General features: G+C 62.8%; 18 protein-coding genes. 11 read left to right on the forward strand and 7 right to left on the reverse strand.

The window, feature by feature from the left end:
- From AC1DX0_RS18715 to AC1DX0_RS18740, 6 genes are all read left to right on the forward strand, one after another.
- On the forward strand, positions 1-435 hold a 435-nt coding region (locus AC1DX0_RS18715), incomplete at its 5' end, for a GNAT family N-acetyltransferase (protein ID WP_477356394.1).
- Positions 436-463: 28 nt separating this feature from the next.
- Positions 464-847 (forward strand): ACT domain-containing protein, encoded by a 384-nt coding sequence (locus AC1DX0_RS18720; protein WP_477222776.1) that lies wholly within the window; start codon positions 464-466, stop codon positions 845-847.
- 178 nt (positions 848-1,025) lie between these two features.
- Positions 1,026-2,459 carry an aldehyde dehydrogenase family protein gene (locus AC1DX0_RS18725; RefSeq protein ID WP_477222775.1) on the forward strand — a complete coding sequence of 478 codons (1,434 nt, stop codon included), beginning with the start codon at positions 1,026-1,028 and terminating at the stop codon, positions 2,457-2,459.
- A 158-nt stretch (positions 2,460-2,617) separates the two neighbouring features.
- Positions 2,618-2,986: a hypothetical protein gene (locus tag AC1DX0_RS18730; protein WP_477222774.1), complete on the forward strand. Its 369-nt coding sequence runs from the start codon at positions 2,618-2,620 to the stop codon at positions 2,984-2,986.
- A gap of 66 nt (positions 2,987-3,052) precedes the next feature.
- Entirely contained in the window at positions 3,053-3,481 is a 429-nt protein-coding gene (locus AC1DX0_RS18735; protein WP_477222773.1) for an MbcA/ParS/Xre antitoxin family protein, read from the forward strand.
- Positions 3,475-4,173: an RES family NAD+ phosphorylase gene (locus AC1DX0_RS18740; RefSeq protein ID WP_477222772.1), complete on the forward strand. Its 699-nt coding sequence runs from the start codon at positions 3,475-3,477 to the stop codon at positions 4,171-4,173. Before AC1DX0_RS18735 ends, AC1DX0_RS18740 begins: the two co-directional genes overlap by 7 nt.
- Positions 4,174-4,194: 21 nt before the next feature.
- Here AC1DX0_RS18740 and AC1DX0_RS18745 read toward each other — a convergent pair whose 3' ends face one another.
- Together AC1DX0_RS18745 and AC1DX0_RS18750 are read right to left on the reverse strand one after the other, a co-directional pair.
- On the reverse strand, positions 4,195-4,449 hold the full coding sequence (locus AC1DX0_RS18745) for a Txe/YoeB family addiction module toxin (RefSeq protein ID WP_372952591.1): 255 nt from the start codon (positions 4,447-4,449) through the stop codon (positions 4,195-4,197).
- Positions 4,446-4,700 carry a type II toxin-antitoxin system Phd/YefM family antitoxin gene (locus AC1DX0_RS18750; protein WP_477222771.1) on the reverse strand — a complete coding sequence of 85 codons (255 nt, stop codon included), beginning with the start codon at positions 4,698-4,700 and terminating at the stop codon, positions 4,446-4,448. Before AC1DX0_RS18750 ends, AC1DX0_RS18745 begins: the two co-directional genes overlap by 4 nt.
- Positions 4,701-4,925: 225 nt before the next feature.
- Here AC1DX0_RS18750 and AC1DX0_RS18755 point away from each other — a divergent pair, with 225 nt between their 5' ends.
- The 5 genes from AC1DX0_RS18755 to AC1DX0_RS18775 all read left to right on the forward strand — a co-directional run bounded on the left by AC1DX0_RS18755 (position 4,926) and on the right by AC1DX0_RS18775 (position 11,008).
- A complete protein-coding gene (locus AC1DX0_RS18755; protein ID WP_475438105.1) occupies positions 4,926-5,216 on the forward strand; it encodes an ArsR/SmtB family transcription factor in 291 nt (96 codons plus the stop codon).
- A 44-nt stretch (positions 5,217-5,260) separates the two neighbouring features.
- Positions 5,261-6,376 carry an alkene reductase gene (locus AC1DX0_RS18760; protein WP_477222770.1) on the forward strand — a complete coding sequence of 372 codons (1,116 nt, stop codon included), beginning with the start codon at positions 5,261-5,263 and terminating at the stop codon, positions 6,374-6,376.
- Positions 6,377-6,606: 230 nt separating this feature from the next.
- Positions 6,607-8,583, forward strand: a complete 1,977-nt coding sequence (locus AC1DX0_RS18765) for a tetratricopeptide repeat protein (protein ID WP_477222769.1) — start codon at positions 6,607-6,609, stop codon at positions 8,581-8,583.
- Positions 8,580-10,541, forward strand: a complete 1,962-nt coding sequence (locus AC1DX0_RS18770; RefSeq protein WP_477222768.1) for a tetratricopeptide repeat protein — start codon at positions 8,580-8,582, stop codon at positions 10,539-10,541. The genes AC1DX0_RS18765 and AC1DX0_RS18770 overlap by 4 nt, the downstream gene beginning before the upstream one ends.
- Positions 10,538-11,008 carry a DUF6314 family protein gene (locus tag AC1DX0_RS18775; protein ID WP_477222767.1) on the forward strand — a complete coding sequence of 157 codons (471 nt, stop codon included), beginning with the start codon at positions 10,538-10,540 and terminating at the stop codon, positions 11,006-11,008. The genes AC1DX0_RS18770 and AC1DX0_RS18775 overlap by 4 nt, the downstream gene beginning before the upstream one ends.
- Here the strand turns inward: AC1DX0_RS18775 and AC1DX0_RS18780 are convergent.
- The 5 genes from AC1DX0_RS18780 to AC1DX0_RS18800 all read right to left on the reverse strand — a co-directional run.
- Entirely contained in the window at positions 10,998-11,771 is a 774-nt protein-coding gene (locus AC1DX0_RS18780; RefSeq protein ID WP_477356396.1) for an amino acid ABC transporter ATP-binding protein, read from the reverse strand. The two genes, AC1DX0_RS18775 and AC1DX0_RS18780, sit on opposite strands and share 11 nt — an antisense overlap.
- A gap of 26 nt (positions 11,772-11,797) precedes the next feature.
- Entirely contained in the window at positions 11,798-12,472 is a 675-nt protein-coding gene (locus tag AC1DX0_RS18785; RefSeq protein WP_477222765.1) for an amino acid ABC transporter permease, read from the reverse strand.
- Entirely contained in the window at positions 12,469-13,140 is a 672-nt protein-coding gene (locus AC1DX0_RS18790) for an amino acid ABC transporter permease (protein ID WP_172226189.1), read from the reverse strand. Before AC1DX0_RS18790 ends, AC1DX0_RS18785 begins: the two co-directional genes overlap by 4 nt.
- Positions 13,141-13,280: 140 nt before the next feature.
- Complete coding sequence (locus AC1DX0_RS18795; protein WP_477356398.1) at positions 13,281-14,069, reverse strand: ABC transporter substrate-binding protein; 789 nt, start codon at positions 14,067-14,069, stop codon at positions 13,281-13,283.
- 99 nt (positions 14,070-14,168) lie between these two features.
- A partial coding sequence (locus tag AC1DX0_RS18800) for a saccharopine dehydrogenase family protein (RefSeq protein WP_477356400.1) occupies positions 14,169-15,202 on the reverse strand: 1,034 nt, incomplete at its 5' end.

The following is a 15,202-nucleotide window of genomic DNA, read 5'->3' on the forward strand; positions in this document are numbered from 1 at the left end:
GCCGAGCCCGCTGACGCTGCCGCGATCAGGGGCATCGTGCGCGCCGCCTATGCCAAATGGGTGCCGGTGATCGGCCGCGAGCCGCTGCCGATGCGCGCCGATTACGACAAGGCCGTTGCCGAGCATCCGTTCGAGCTTGCCGTTGCGGACGGCCGCATTGTCGGGATGATCGAGACCATGCTGGCCGACGATCATCTGTGGATCGAAAATGTCTGCGTGTCGCTACAGGCGCAGGGCAGGGGCATCGGCCGGCTGTTGCTGGAGCGCGCTGAGCAGAAGGCGGTCGAAGCCGGCCGCCCCGAGCTGCGCCTGCTGACCAACGGCGCTTTCGAAGCCAATGTGTTGTTGTACAAAAGGCATGGTTATACGATCGACCGGGAGGAGCCGTTCATGGGCGGCATGACGGTCTATATGAGCAAGAAATTGACGCGATAGCGGGCAAATCGGAGGCAAAAATACGACGATGGCTGCCAGGGTCAAATTGAATCAACTTCCCGGATCGTACGCGATTTCGCGGCTCGGGGCGAGCGACAGCATTCCCGGCTGGGCGGACGGGCCGGGCTTCGTCAGCATCACCAGGACCGACGACGAGCTTTCGATCACGTGCCTGCAGGATCGCGTTCCGGGCACAGTCAAGCACGATGGCGACTGGGTCGCCTTCAAATTGCAGGGGCCCTTTGCTTTCGACGAAACCGGCATCGTGTTGTCGGTCATCCAGCCGCTGTCGGAAAACGGGTTGGGCATCTTCCTGGTGTCCACCTTCGACGGCGATCACCTGCTGGTGAAAGCGGCGGATCAGGTAGCGGCGAGAACGCTTCTGGTCAAGGCAGGACACACGCTGCTGTAATTCATCCCGCGTCATCGAAAAACGGCCAGGTCTGCTGCCCCAAAGCGTCTGGCTCAATCACTGGGGGCGCTGGCTCAACCAGTTCGGGGGTTGCGTTTGACAGCGCGGTTTGTGCATCGTTATCTCTAGCCAGATATCACGGCCGGAACGGCCCTGCGGCGCCCCCAAGGAGAAAACCATGTCWCACAATCTGCAGTTCTATATCGATGGCGCATGGGTCGATCCTGTTGTGCCCAACACGCTCGATGTCATCGACCCGTCGAACGAGGATGCCTTCGCGCAGATATCGCTCGGCTCCAAGGCCGATGTCGACAAGGCGGTGGCGGCGGCCAAGCGCGCTTTCAATTCGTTCGGCTTCACCTCGGTGGAAGAGCGCCTCGACATCCTGAACCGCATCATCGAGGTCTACAAGAAGCGTAGCGCCGATCTGGCGCTGGCCGTGTCGCGCGAAATGGGCGCGCCGCGCCAGATGGCCCTCGACAGCCAGGTCGGCGTCGGCCTCGCGCATCTGCAGAAGATGGCGGAAGTGCTGAAAACTTTCCAGTTCCGCCACGTCAAGGGCAGCGCGCTGATCGTCAAGGAGCCGATCGGCGTCGTCGGCCTGATCACGCCGTGGAACTGGCCGCTGAACCAGATCACCTGCAAGGTCGGTCCGGCACTCGCCGCCGGCTGCACCATGGTGCTGAAGCCGTCGGAAATCGCGCCGCTCGACGCCATCATCTTCGCCGAGATCATCGACGAGGCCGGTGTGCCGAAGGGCGTGTTCAACCTCGTCAATGGCGACGGCCCGGGCGTCGGCCAGGCGCTGTCCAGCCATCCCGACATCGACATGATGTCGTTCACCGGTTCGACCCGGGCCGGCATCCTGGTGGCCAAGGCCGCCGCCGACACGGTCAAGCGCGTGCATCAGGAACTGGGCGGCAAGTCGGCCAACATCCTGTTCCCGGATGTCGACCTCGCCACCGCAGTCTCCAAGGGCGTCGCCGGCTGCTTCGGCAACTCAGGCCAGTCCTGCAATGCGCCCACCCGCATGTTCGTGCCGCGCGACCGTCATGACGAGGCGGCGGGCTATGCCAAGGCGGCGGCGGAAAAGTTCGTGGTCGGCCCGGCCGACGGCGCCAACACCAAACTTGGCCCGGTCGTCAGCCAGATCCAGTTCGACAAGATCCAGGACCTGATCCAGGCCGGCATCGACGAAGGTGCGACGCTGGTCGCCGGCGGCCCCGGCCGTCCTGCGGAACTGAACCGCGGCTACTACATCAGGCCGACCGTGTTCGCCGACGTCACCCACGACATGCGCATCGCACGCGAGGAAATCTTCGGACCGGTGCTGGCGATCATGCCCTATGACACGGTCGAACAGGCGGTCGAGCAGGCCAACGACACCGTCTACGGCCTTGCCTCCTACATCCAGGCCAAGGACATCCAGAAGGCCCGCGACGTGGCGGCACGCATGCGCTCCGGCAATGTCTACATCAACTACCCGACCTGGGACGCCGGCCTGCCCTTCGGCGGCTACAAGCAGTCGGGCAATGGCCGCGAATACGCCGAATACGGGCTTGAGGATTTCCTCGAGATCAAGGGCATCGCCGGGTATGAGGCGGCGGAATAGGCACGACGCGGTTTTGGGCCGGCAATAGTGCCGGCCCGAAGTGCTTCATCTGTCTGGCATCCGAGGCCGCCACGCCTGGGAATTGACGTGGCCGCCTTATCGAGCTTTGCTTGCGGTCAGCCACCGAGCATTTATGATGGTGTTGCGGAAATTCTTGGGTGTTTTCCGCACGAACCGCGGATGAGTCGAAGCTGGAAAAGTCAGAGCCCGACGAGAGTCTCTACCAGGTCTTCGTCGACGATAATTTCCATTATCGAGACGAGAGTCATCGATATTTGGACGGACAATTCGCAACCTACGATGAGGCGGTGGCGCACTGCCACGCCATAGTCGACGGCGAACTGGAAGATGCTTTCAAGCCGGAATTTACTGCCGAACAGCGGTTTGAGAAATACAGTTTGTTTGGCCTGGATCCGTTTATCAAGTCACCGCCTGGGCGACGGGGCGATCCGCCTTTTTCCGCTTGGGATTATGCAAAGGAGCGGTGCGGAATCTTGCCTCGAGACGCCACCATTTCAGAAGCCTGATTTTAAGCGCTTCTTGCCAATTGGCAAATACATGCTATATCTCTGCCAATAGCAGGGTGAGCAAACATGCAGCTTCAGTCCATCGTCACCACGCCGGCCACGATCGGATCAGCCATTTCCGAGGAAGAGGCCGGGGCGCTCGCGCGCACCACGGTCAATCTGTTCAAGGCGTGGAATCTCACTGACCTGGAGGCCTGCATCCTGCTCGGCGGCATGTCGGCACGCACCTGGGCACGTTGGAAGACTGGGGCACGCTGGAAGGAGGGCGGCATCGGCCGCATCGACCGCGACCTGCGCACCCGCATGGCGCACCTGATGGGCATCCACAAAGGCCTGCGCTATCTCTTCACCGAGCCGGCGCGCGGCTATGCCTGGATCCGCAAGCCCAATGCCACCTTCGGCGGCCAGTCGGCGCTCGACCTGATGCTGCGCGGCGAAATCTCCGACCTTGCCGCCATGCGCGAATGGCTCGATGCGGAGCGTGGTGCATGGTGAGTGGGCTTGGCGTCCGGCGCCGCGTCCACTGGCACCAGACTTTTCGCGTCATCCGCTCCATCCATCCGCCGATCGATCTGTTCGAGGACATTGCCGATCCGCGCGACTGGGAGGCGCTGGCCTCGGTCGAGGAGAAGACCAACCCGCGCATCCGGCTCGAGATCGGCGACCTCGGCAAGGTCACGGCGGCAAGGCGGGTGTCCGGCCCCGGCGCCAGCTTCGTCATGGCGCCTTTCGTGCATTGTTCGACTTTGCGGCCCGGCCGTTTCTCGGACGGCAGCTACGGCCTCTACTATGCCGGCGACAGCGAGGATGTGGCGCTCGCCGAGACCATCCACCACCACCAGAATTTTATGCGCGCCACCAATGAGGATCCGGGCTGGACGGCTGACTTTCGCGTGCTGATCGGCAGCGTCGACCGCGACCTCGATGACGTCAACGCCGTACCCGGCGTGCTCGACCCGGACGACTACACCGCCTCGCAGGCGGAAGGGCGGGCGCTGCGGGCGCAAGGCAGCGACGGGCTTCTTTGGAACAGCGTGCGCATGCCGGATGGGCAATGCATCGGCATCTTCTGGCCCGATGTCATCCCCGTTCCAGTGCAGGGCCGGCACTATTCCTATCACTGGGACGGCAAGCGCGTGGATTTCGTGCGCCAGCACGACACCGGCAAGGTGCTGGCAGTCAGCTGATGGCGCGCCGTCAGCTCTGTCTTAGTAGTGATAGCGACATTGCGCTATGAACAAGCTGTCTTCGCCTGCGCGGTAAACCAGACGGTGCTCCTGCGTGATGCGCCGCGACCACCATCCCGAAAGGGGCCCGCGCAATGGTTCCGGCTTGCCTGTCCCGGTGAACGGCGTGCGAGTGCATTCCTTGATGAGTGCATTTATGCGTGCGAGCAGTTTGGTGTCGGTTGCCTGCCAGTGCAGATAATCCTCCCATGCGCGTTCATGGAAGATCAGCCTCACTCCGGAAGCTCGCGCTCTGTCCCTTCGCCCTGGTCCAATCCCTGCGTCGCCTCAAGCAAGCGCTCGGCGTTGCGCGGGCTGCGCAGGAGATAACGGGTTTCCTCATAAGAGGCGAAATCCTCCACCGACATCAGCACTGCCGCCGGCTTGCCGCGGTCGCGCGTAATGATGACCGGCTCATGATCAGCGTTCACGCTGTCTATCGTAGCGGCTAGGTTGCGCCGCAAGTCACTGTAGGAAGTGGTTCGCATGGACAATCTTGTACGCGTTTACGTACAAGATGGCAAGGATTTTGAGATCGGTCATTGGGCCCAGGACGATGGGCACCCTTTCGCCAGCCTGCACCGGCCGCATTAGTTCCGGTCTCGTGTCATGCGGGAAACGCTTTCTCCGATCGCCATCAACAATAGCATGGATTTCCTGCCATATCGTCTCCACCCGATCTATATATCGGTTGAGATCGATGCAGGATAAAGATGGACAACGACATCATATTGAAGGCGCTGGCGCATCCGTTTCGGCGCGATGTTCTGGCGTGGCTGAAGGAGCCTGAACAGCACTTCGCCGCGCAGGCGCATCCGCTCGAAATGGGTGTCTGCGCCAGCCAATTCGATAATCGCGGCCTGGCGCAGTCCAGTGTTTCGGCACATCTGGCGACACTGGCGTCAGCCGACCTCGTGACGACGCGTCGGGTCGGCCAATGGGTGTTCTACAAACGCAACGAAGAAACCATCGCCGCCTTCCAGGCCGCCTTGTCCGATCTCTGACGATCCTCCCCGCTCCTCCCCAAAATGCATGAAAGGTATTTCTCATGGCTACCCTCTTTGATCCCCTGCGGGCTGGCGACCTGACGCTGGCGAACCGCATCGTCATGGCGCCGCTGACGCGCAACCGCTCGCCCAATGCGGTGCCCGGCGACCTCTCGGTGACCTATTACAGCCAGCGCGCCACGGCTGGTCTGATCGTGACCGAAGCCACCGCCATCAGCCATCAAGGCCAGGGCTACGCCAACGTGCCTGGCCTCTATGGCGCCGATCAGCTTGCCGGCTGGAAGCGCGTCACCGACGCCGTTCACAAGGGCGGCGGCAAGATCGTGGTCCAGCTCTGGCATGTCGGACGCATCTCGCACACGACGTTGCAGCCCGGCGGCGGCAAGCCGGTGGCGCCGTCGGCGATCCGGGCAAACTCCAAGACGTTCCTGGTCAAGCCGGATGGCAGCGGCGAGTTCGCCGAGACCTCCGAACCGCGCGCGCTCGATGCCGCCGAACTTCCCGGCATCGTCGATGACTTCCGCCGCGCCGCCAAGGCGGCGATCGAGGTGGCGGGTTTCGACGGCGTCGAGATCCATGGCGCCAATGGCTATCTCATCGACCAGTTCCTGCGCTCGGGCACCAATCATCGCACCGATGCGTATGGCGGCTCGATCGAGAACCGGACGCGCTTGCTGTTCGAGGTGGTCGACGCTGTCACGGGCGCCGTCGGCGCCGGCAGGACCGGGATCAGGCTGTCGCCGGTGACGCCCGCCAACGACGCTTCGGATGCCGACCCGCAGCCGCTGTTCAACCATGTCGTGGCGGGCCTGGGCAGCCGCGGCCTCGCCTATATCCATATCGTCGAAGGCGCGACCGGCGGCGCGCGTGACTTCAGCCAGGGCGACAGACCGTTCGACTACTCAGACCTCAAGGCCACCTATCGCAAGGCCGGCGGTACTGGCGCCTGGCTGGTGAACAATGGCTACGACAAGGAACTGGCCGAAAAGGCAGTCGGCGACGGTTACGCCGACCTTGTCGCGTTCGGCAAGCTGTTCATCGCCAATCCCGACCTCGTCAGCCGGCTGAAGCGGAACGCCGGACTGAACGCCCCCGACAAGGCGACGTTCTATGGCGGCGACGCCAAGGGCTATACGGATTATCCGACGGCGGCCTGAGCCGCCCATCCAAGGAGCCCACCCACAAGGCAGCCGGCTCCCTTCAATGGGAGCCGGTCTGCCATCGCGGTGATCCGCGGCCGGACTCAGTGGCCATGTCGCATGCGTTGCCGAGGCGGCGCCTGGCTGAACGGATTTCTTTGCGGCGGTGACTTGCGGCGATCAAGAATTTGCCTGATCAAGTCGGCAGAGGGCCAACAACCGGCAATTGTGCTTCAAAAACTGCTGACATGATGCTTCCCAGATTTCGGCGATCGATTGTAAAGGCGCTGCAGCCTCTCGCCGGTCTCGCCATCCTGCTGGCGCTCGGCGCTCCCGCCTTGGCCGGAGGCCTTGAGGATTGCGGCAATGACAAGCTCGACATCGCCAAGCGGATTGCTGCCTGCACGGGTGTCATCGAGGACAAGGCGACGACCCCCGGCAATCGGGCGCTAGCCTATTTCAACCGCGCCAATGCATCGGGCGATATGGGCGCCTACGACCTCGCCATCGGCGATTACACCGATGCGATCAGCCTTGATCCGAAAGACGCCGATGCCTTCAACAACCGTGGGCTGGCCTGGGGCCACAAGAATGACTACGACCGCGCCATATCAGACTACAGCCAGGCGATCAGCCTCAATCCGCAGCTCGCCGTTGCCTACTCGAACCGGGGCATGATCTGGAACGACATCAAGCGCGATTATGTCAAAGCCATCGCCGATCTCGACAAGGCGATCAGCCTCGACCCGGCAAACAGCACCGCCTACAACAACCGCGGCAATGCCTTTCTGCGCACAGGCGATTACGACAGCGCCGTCACCAGCTACAGCCAGGCGATCTTTCTCGATCCGCAGGACCCGGATCAGTATTTCAACCTCGGACTTGCCTGGTCGTATAAGCGCAATGACGAGCGCGCCATCGCCGACTTCAGCCAGGTGATCAGCCTCGACCCGAAACATGTCAATGCCTGGCATCGACGTGGTGGTGCCTGGGCCAGGATGGGCGATAACGATCGCGCCATCGCCGATTATGACGAGGCCATCAAGCTCGACCCCAAGGATTCCGAAACCTACAGCGATCGCGCATCCGTCTTCGCAAACAAGAAAGATTATGATCACGCTATCGCCGATTACGGCCAGGCCATCAGCCTCGATCCGAAAAATCCGTTTGCTTACAACAGGCGTGGCTCGACTTGGTCGGACAAGGGCGATCTCGATCGGGCTATCGCTGACTATGATCAGGCGATCCTCCTCGATCCGAACTATTTCATCGCCTACAACAATCGAGGTCTGGCCTGGTCGGACAAGGGTGATTTCGATCGTGCCATAGCCGACTACGACCAGGCGGTCATCAGGAACCCAAAATACGCGCAGGCTTACGACAACAGAGGCATGGCGAAGGCGGCCAAACGAAACTTCGATGGCGCCATCGCCGACTACAATCTGGCTATCCTCATCGATCCCAAATACGCCAGGGCCTTCAGGAACCGGGGCTGGGTCTGGGCTCGCAAGAGCCAATTCGATTACGCAATCGCCGACTACAACCAGGCGATCAGCCACGCCCCGAAATACACCAACGCCTACGCCGGCAGGGCCCGCGTCTGGCTGTACAAGGCGGACTATGATCGCGCCATGGCTGATCTCGATCAGGCGATCAGCCTCGATCCGAAAAGTGCCAGTGCCTACGACACGCGTGGTCTCGCCTTTGTCTACAAGGCTGAGTACGCCAAGGCCTTGGCCGACTACGGCGAAGCCATACGCCTCGATCCGAAATATGCCGACGCCTACGAGAGCCGAGGCATCGTCCGGTTCTATTTCGGCTCGTCTCCAGAGGCGCAGGCTGATTTCGAGCAGGCGGCCGGGCTGAAACCCGACAATGCCTATTATGCGATCTGGCTCGATCTGGCGCAGCGGCGCAACGGCCAGCCGAGCATCCTGCGCGACGCCAAGCTCGATATGACGAAATGGCCGGCGCCGCTGATCCGCATGCTGCTGGGTGATCAGACGCCTGAGATGGCATTGGCGGCCGCTGCCGACCCCGACGCGACGAAGAAGAACGAGCAGGTCTGCGAGGCGAATTTCTACATCGCGGAAATCCAGCGGCTGCAGCACCGCGACGATGAAGCGCTACGCCTCTATCGCCTTGCGCTGCGCGACTGCCCTCGGGACTTCATCGAAATCACGGCGGCGACCAACGCGATGCACGTCATGGGCAAGGCGCCGTGAAGTTCCATTGGCGCTCCGGTCTGGCCGCTGCGGCGGTGGTGTTTGCGCTCGGCACGGCGGCGACGGCCGCCGACAACGACCATGCCGACTGTGTCAATGAAGGGGTGGAGGCCGCCCGCAAGATTGCCGCCTGCACCGCGATCATCGAGGACAAGGCGGAAGCCGAGGACAACCGCGCCTCGGCCTATATCTACCGTGGCAATGCGCTTGCCGCGCAGGGCGACTACGACAGGGCGATCGCCGACTACGATCAGGTGATCGTCCTGCATCCCGATCTTGTCACCGCCTATCAAAATCGTGGCCTCACCTATGTGCGCAAGGGTGACTACGACAGTGCGACCACCAGCTTCGACCAGGCGATCTTCCTTGATCCGGAGAACGCCGAACTCTACTACAACCGTGGTGTCGTCTGGTCCTACAGGGGCAATGACGACCGGGCGCTCGCCGACTACGACATGACGGTCAAGCTCAATCCCAAGGATGCCAGGGCCTATCACAACCGTGGCCTGATCTGGTCGCACAAGGGCAATGACGACAAGGCGATCGCCGACTACAGCCAGGCCATCTCGCTGGATCCGAAAAATGCCAGCTCATACAACAACCGGGGCGATGCCTGGGACCGCAAGGGCGACGATATCAGGGCAATGGCCGACTACAACCAGGTGATCGGTCTCGATCCGAAAAGTGCCCATGCCTACTATCGTCGGGGCCTGATCTGGGCGCGAAAAGGCGATGACGATCGCGCCATTGCCGACTACGGCAAGGTCATCGAGCTCGATCCGAACGACGCCAGCATCTACTACAACAGAGGTGCGACGTGGCTGCGAAACCATGACAATGATCGCGCCATCGCCGACCTCGACCAGGCGATCCGCCTCGATGCCAAATTCGGCGATGCCTACTACAGCAGGGGCATCGCCTGGTACGGGAAGGGCGACTACGATCGTTCCGCCGCCGACTTCAGCACGCTCATCGTGCTCGATCCGGCAAACGCCAAGGCTTACCGCATGCGGGCCATCGCCGTGAACCAGACGGGCGACTACGACCGCGCTATCGCCGATAGCAGCCAGGCGATGGCGCTCGATCCCGACCAGGCCGTGGACTACTCCAATCGAGGCGAGGCGTGGTCGCACAAGGGCGATTTCGACCGCGCCATCAGCGATATGGACAAGGCGGTCAGCCTCGCCCCGAAAGACCCTTCCGCCTATTACGACCGGGGTGCGGCCTGGGGCAACAAAGGCGATTTCGACCGCGCCATCGCGGACTTCGACCGGGCGATCGAACTCAATCCGGAATTTGCCGATGCCTATTGCGACCGGGGCACGGCCTGGCTTCGTAAAGGCGATGTCGAGCGCGCGCTGGCGGACCTCGACCGGGCAGCCGTTCTCAATCCGAAAAACCCGAAAACCTATGGCAACCGGGGTATTGTCTGGGCGGCGAAGGGCGATGCGGGCCGCGCCATTGCCGATTATTCGCAGTCGATCAGTCTCTATCCGGACGACGTCGCTTCCTATCTGGGCCGGGGTATTCTCTATGTCTATTCCGACACGCCAGCCAAGGCACAGGCCGATTTCACCAAGGCCGCCACGCTGAAGCCCGACAATGCCTATGTCGCCATCTGGCTTGATATCGCCGAGCGGCACGCCGGCGGGCGCGGCCATTTGCTGAAGCAGGCCGGCAAGCTCGATCTGTCGAAATGGCCAGGACCTGTCGTCAGCATGTTTCTGGGTCGAAAGACCCCAGCCGCGGCACTTTCGGAAGCTGTCGCCCAGGACAAGGCCACGGGCGCCGGACAAGTCTGCGAGGCGAATTTCTACAGCGCCGAATTCAACCGGCTGCAGGCCCACGATGATGAAGCCCTGCGGCTCTATCGGCTCGCCGCCGCCACTTGTCCCAAGGGCTTTATCGAACAAGCCGGGGCCATTGCCGCTTTGCGTTCGTTGGGCAAGGCGCCGTGAGAGCGGTTCATCGCTTCAGCGACACGCACCGCGCTGTGGCATTTGATGCCGATGGCAAGGCCGGTGAGACAACGGCAGGCATCCTTGTCGGCGACTGGAAAGTCCGCCGCACCATGATCGATTTCCTGACCGGCGCGACCTACCGCTTCGCCGGCGACGTCGTGGTCACGGCTGATGCCTTCAGCGAGCATGGCATCATGCGGATCGGCTCCCGCGAAATGCCGGCAAGCCGGCGCTACCGGCTCGAGCCGGGCGAGGGTTCGATGCGCATCCTGCATGCCGATGGCCGCGACTTCATCGCGCTGGAGCCAAAGGCGGTGCAGACCGTGCGCCATCTCTGCGGCGCCGATCTCTATGTCGGGCGCTTCTTCTTTCGCGGGCCGGACGAATGGGCCGAGGCGTGGCGGGTCAAAGGCCCGCGCAAGAATTATGCGAGCCTGAGCAAATTTCGGCGCCTCAATGCCTGAGAATCTTGCTCAGAAACGCCCGGCTGCGGTCGGTYTTSGGRTSSGAGAARAACKCSTCSGGSGTGCCGCTTTCGACGATGGCGCCGGCGTCCATGAACACCACGCGCTGGGCGACCTTGCGGGCAAAGCCCATCTCRTGCGTCACCACCATCATGGTCATGCCTTCCTCGGCAACCGCGACCATGACGTCGAGCACTTCGGAAATCATCTCGGGGTCGAGGGCAGAGGTCGGCTCGTCGAACAGCATGATTTTCGGCCGCATGCCGAGGCAGCGGGCAATCGCCACGCGCTGCTGCTGGCCGCCGGAGAGCTGCGCCGGATAGGCGTTGACCTTGTCGGCCAGCCCGACCTTGGCCAGCAGTTCGCGGCCGGCCTTTTCAGCTTCAGTGCGTGGGATCTTGCGGACATGGATCGGGGCGAGCGTGACGTTTTCGAGCGCGGTCTTGTGCGGGTAGAGGTTGAACGACTGGAAAACGAAGCCGATTTCGGTGCGCAGTTGCGTCATRTTGGTGGCGGGRTCGCCGASRCGYTGGCCGTCGACGATGAGATCGCCGTCCTTGATCGTCTCCAGGCCGTTGACGCAGCGGATCAGCGTGCTCTTGCCGGAGCCGCTGGGGCCGCAGACGACGACCACTTCGCGCGGCTCGACGCTCAGCGTGATGTCCTTCAGCACGTTGAGCGTGCCGAACCATTTGTTGACGCCGCGAAAGTCGATCATGCCGGTTTTGGTCGGACCTGATTTGGTCATGCCCGCTTTGGTCATGGTTGTTGGCCCTTTGGAGTTCGATGTCACAGCTGCACCTCGCCATGGGCCGCACCCATGCGGCGTTCGAGCCGGCGGGCGAGCATGATCAAGGGATAGCAGACGATGAAATAGCCGACGCCGACGAGGAAGAAGACCAGCAGGCCGTTTGGCACGCGCTGCACCACCAGCCAGCCGACGCGGGTAAGGTCGGTCAGCCCGATGGCCGAGACGACGGAAGAATCCTTGATCAGCAGCACATATTGGCCGACCAGCGGCGGCAGCACGATGCGCATCGCCTGCGGCAGCACCACCTGGCGCATGCGCTGCCAGCGCGACAGGCCGGATGCCAGCGCTGCCTCGACCTGGCCTGTCGGTACCGATCGGATGCCGGCGGCGACGATCTCGCAGATGAAGCAGGCGGCGAGATTGGTCAGCGCGATGATGCCGGCGGTGAAGGCGTCGAGCTCGATGCCGAACTCCGGCAGGATGAAGAAGATCAGGAAGATCTGCACCAGGAACGGCGTGCCGCGGATCAGGTCGACCCAGGCGCCGATGACGCTCGAGATCAGGCGGTTGCCGCCGGTGCGCAAGATGCCGAGGCCGAAGCCGAGCAAGGTGCCCAGCACCAGGCTGATCAGCGACAGCACCACCGTCATGCCGAGGCCGCGCAGTGCGAGGGGATAGGAGCCGGCGAGGCTGAGGAAATGTTGCCAGATCATGTCCGCGCCCCCGCTGTGCCGAGCCAGCGGCTGGACAGAACGGCCAGTCCCTTCAGGCAGTAGTAGAGCAGCAARTAGAARGCKGCGATGGTKAGAAAGCCTTCCGCYGGCATGAAGCGGTCGGAGGCGAGCAACTGGCCGGCGCGCGTCAGTTCGGCAACCGAGATCAGCGACAGCAGGGCGGAGTCCTTGACCAGCACGATCGCCTGGCCGAGCAGCGGCGGGATCGTCACTTTGAAGGCTTGCGGCAGCACGACCAGCCGCATGCGCTGGACATAGGTCATGCCCGAGGCGACGCTGGCCTCAACCTGGCCGCGCGGGATCGACAGGATGCCGGCGCGGATGATTTCGGCGATGTAGGCGCCGCTGTTCAGCGACAAAGCGAGGATGCCGACGACGAGCTCAGGCAGGACGAAGCCGAGCCGAGGTAGGCCGAAATAGAGGAAATAGAGCTGCGCCAGCAAGGGCGTGGCGCGCACGGCGTCGATATAGGCCTTGGCCGGCGCGCGAAACAGCCAGCCACGCTGCAAATTCATGGCGCACAGCACGATGCCGACGACCAGCGCGCCGACAAAGGACAGCGCCGACAGCCATACGGTCGTGATCAGGCCCTGCCCAAACAGAGGCAGATATTCGACGATGGTGCGGAAACTGAAATTTTCGAGCATGGCCGCGCGGCGGTGAGAGGGAAGGGCGAGTAGCGAATAGCGAATAGCGAGTAGGGAAGTAGGGGGGCAGCGAAGCATGGCCGGAACGGCCATGCCCTATTCGCTACTCCCTATTCGCTAYTCGCTATCTCGCTAATTCCTCAGTGATCCTTCTTCCAGGCGTCGGAATTCACCCAGTAGTCGAGGTTCTTCTGCAGACGGCCGTCGATGGTGACCTGGTTGAGGAACAGGTTCATCCAGACCAGCAGGTCGGGCTCGTCATAGCGGGTGGCGAAGGCAAGCGGCTCCTTCGACAGCAGGTCCGGCATGATGGTGAAKGTGCCGGCCGGRTAGGCSGTCKRCTGGCCCTTGACCGCCGAGACGTCGTTGACGCCGCAATCGGCCTGGCCGTTGTTGACGGCGTCGAGCAGCAGCGGRCCGCCGCCCTTGTAGCTCTTGATGTCGGCATCGGGGAAGGCGGCCTTGGCTTCCTTCTCGCCGGTGGCGCCGAGCAGAACAGCGATCTTGGTGCCCTTGGCCTTGCAGTCCTCGGTGGTCTTGAACTTGCTGTCGGCCTTGGTGAAGACGGTGCTGCCCGTGTACATGTAGGGCGTGGTGAAGGCGACCTTCATGCCGCGCGCCAGCGTCGGCGTCATGTCGGCGACCAGCAGGTCGGCCTTGCCCGACAAGAGCGCCGGGATCAGCCCGTCCCAGTCGAAGTCGAGGAAGGTGATTTTCACACCCATTTCCTTGGCCATCAGCTCGGCGAGTTCCACCGAACTGCCGGTGCGTTCGCCATTGGCGCCGACCAGCGAGAAGGGCGGTCCCTGCGTCTGCACCGCGACGCGCAATTCGCCGCGCTTGGTGATCTCGTCGAGCGTTCCGGCGCTGGCACCGGCTGTGAGCCCGGCAAGGGCAAGTCCGGCGATGAAAAGTCTGGCAATCTTCATTTTGGTATTCCTCCCTGTTGTTGTTTGCCCGCGGAGTCCCTTGGGCTCTTTTTTGAGCGGCGGCGCCGTTTGCCGGCGGCAGCCACCGTTCGAAAATTCTCAGTCCYAGGCCACCGTCTCGATGACCTTGATGCCGCGCTTGGCCAGCGCATCGAAGAAGGGTCCGTCAGGCACATGCAGCAGCGGGTTCAAAAGGCCCGGTGTGGTGATCTCGCGCCGCGCCAGCATCTGCGCCACGATGCTGGCGGGATAGCCGACGCCGAGGCTCATACCGAACAGGCCCGAGCCCAGGTCGCGTTCGATGATCAAATCGGATGTCACCGTCTTGGCGCGGCCGCCTTCGAGGCCGGAAAAGACATTGCGCATCACGCAAAGGTCCTTTTCGCCGGGACCGTATTGCAATTGCGGGCCGAGCAGCCGGCCGAGGAATTCGCGCGGGCTGTTGGAGGTGCCGGGCACCTTGTCCTCGGAGAGGAAACCAAGCTCCTTCAGCGGCGCCCAGAACGCCGACCATCCCGGCCAGCGCAGCGTGTAGCGGCCTGAGCGGCGCAGCCCTTTTGCCGCGGGAAGCATCTCGACATAGTGCAGCGCGTCGCCATTGGGAAAGGCTTCAAGCCGGCCGAGGCCGGCGACCTCGATCTCATGGATGAAATGACTGTCGTGCTGGCGGGCGGCCGGCACGGCGACGCGTTTGCCGTCCTCGATCATGACGCTGTCGCGGTTCTGGCTGACCAGCACCATGTCGAAGTTCCAGCTCACCTTGTAGCAAAGCGGCTTCGCCATCGCCTTCGGTTCGGGGATGCCGCCGCAATAGGAATCGATCGTGGTGATGGTGTCGAACTGCCTTGCGGCGCGGGCGTAAAGCACGAGGTCGATGCCCGGGTCGAGCCCGCATTCGGTCATAACAGACACACCGGCCTGTTCGGCTTCCGGCGCCAGATCGGCGATGGCCTTGCTGTAATTGGTGGTGACCAGCGGCGTGCGGGTCGCGATCGCGGCTTCCACCGCTTCGCGCATCAATGGCTGCGGCAAGAGGTCGATGACGGCGTCGGCATCGGCCAGCACGCTGGCCAGAGCCGGGCCGATCGCGCCTTCAGGAACGACGAAGCGGACGCGGGCAAGGTCGGTCAGAT

The organism is Mesorhizobium sp. P3_A9, from assembly GCF_056402975.1.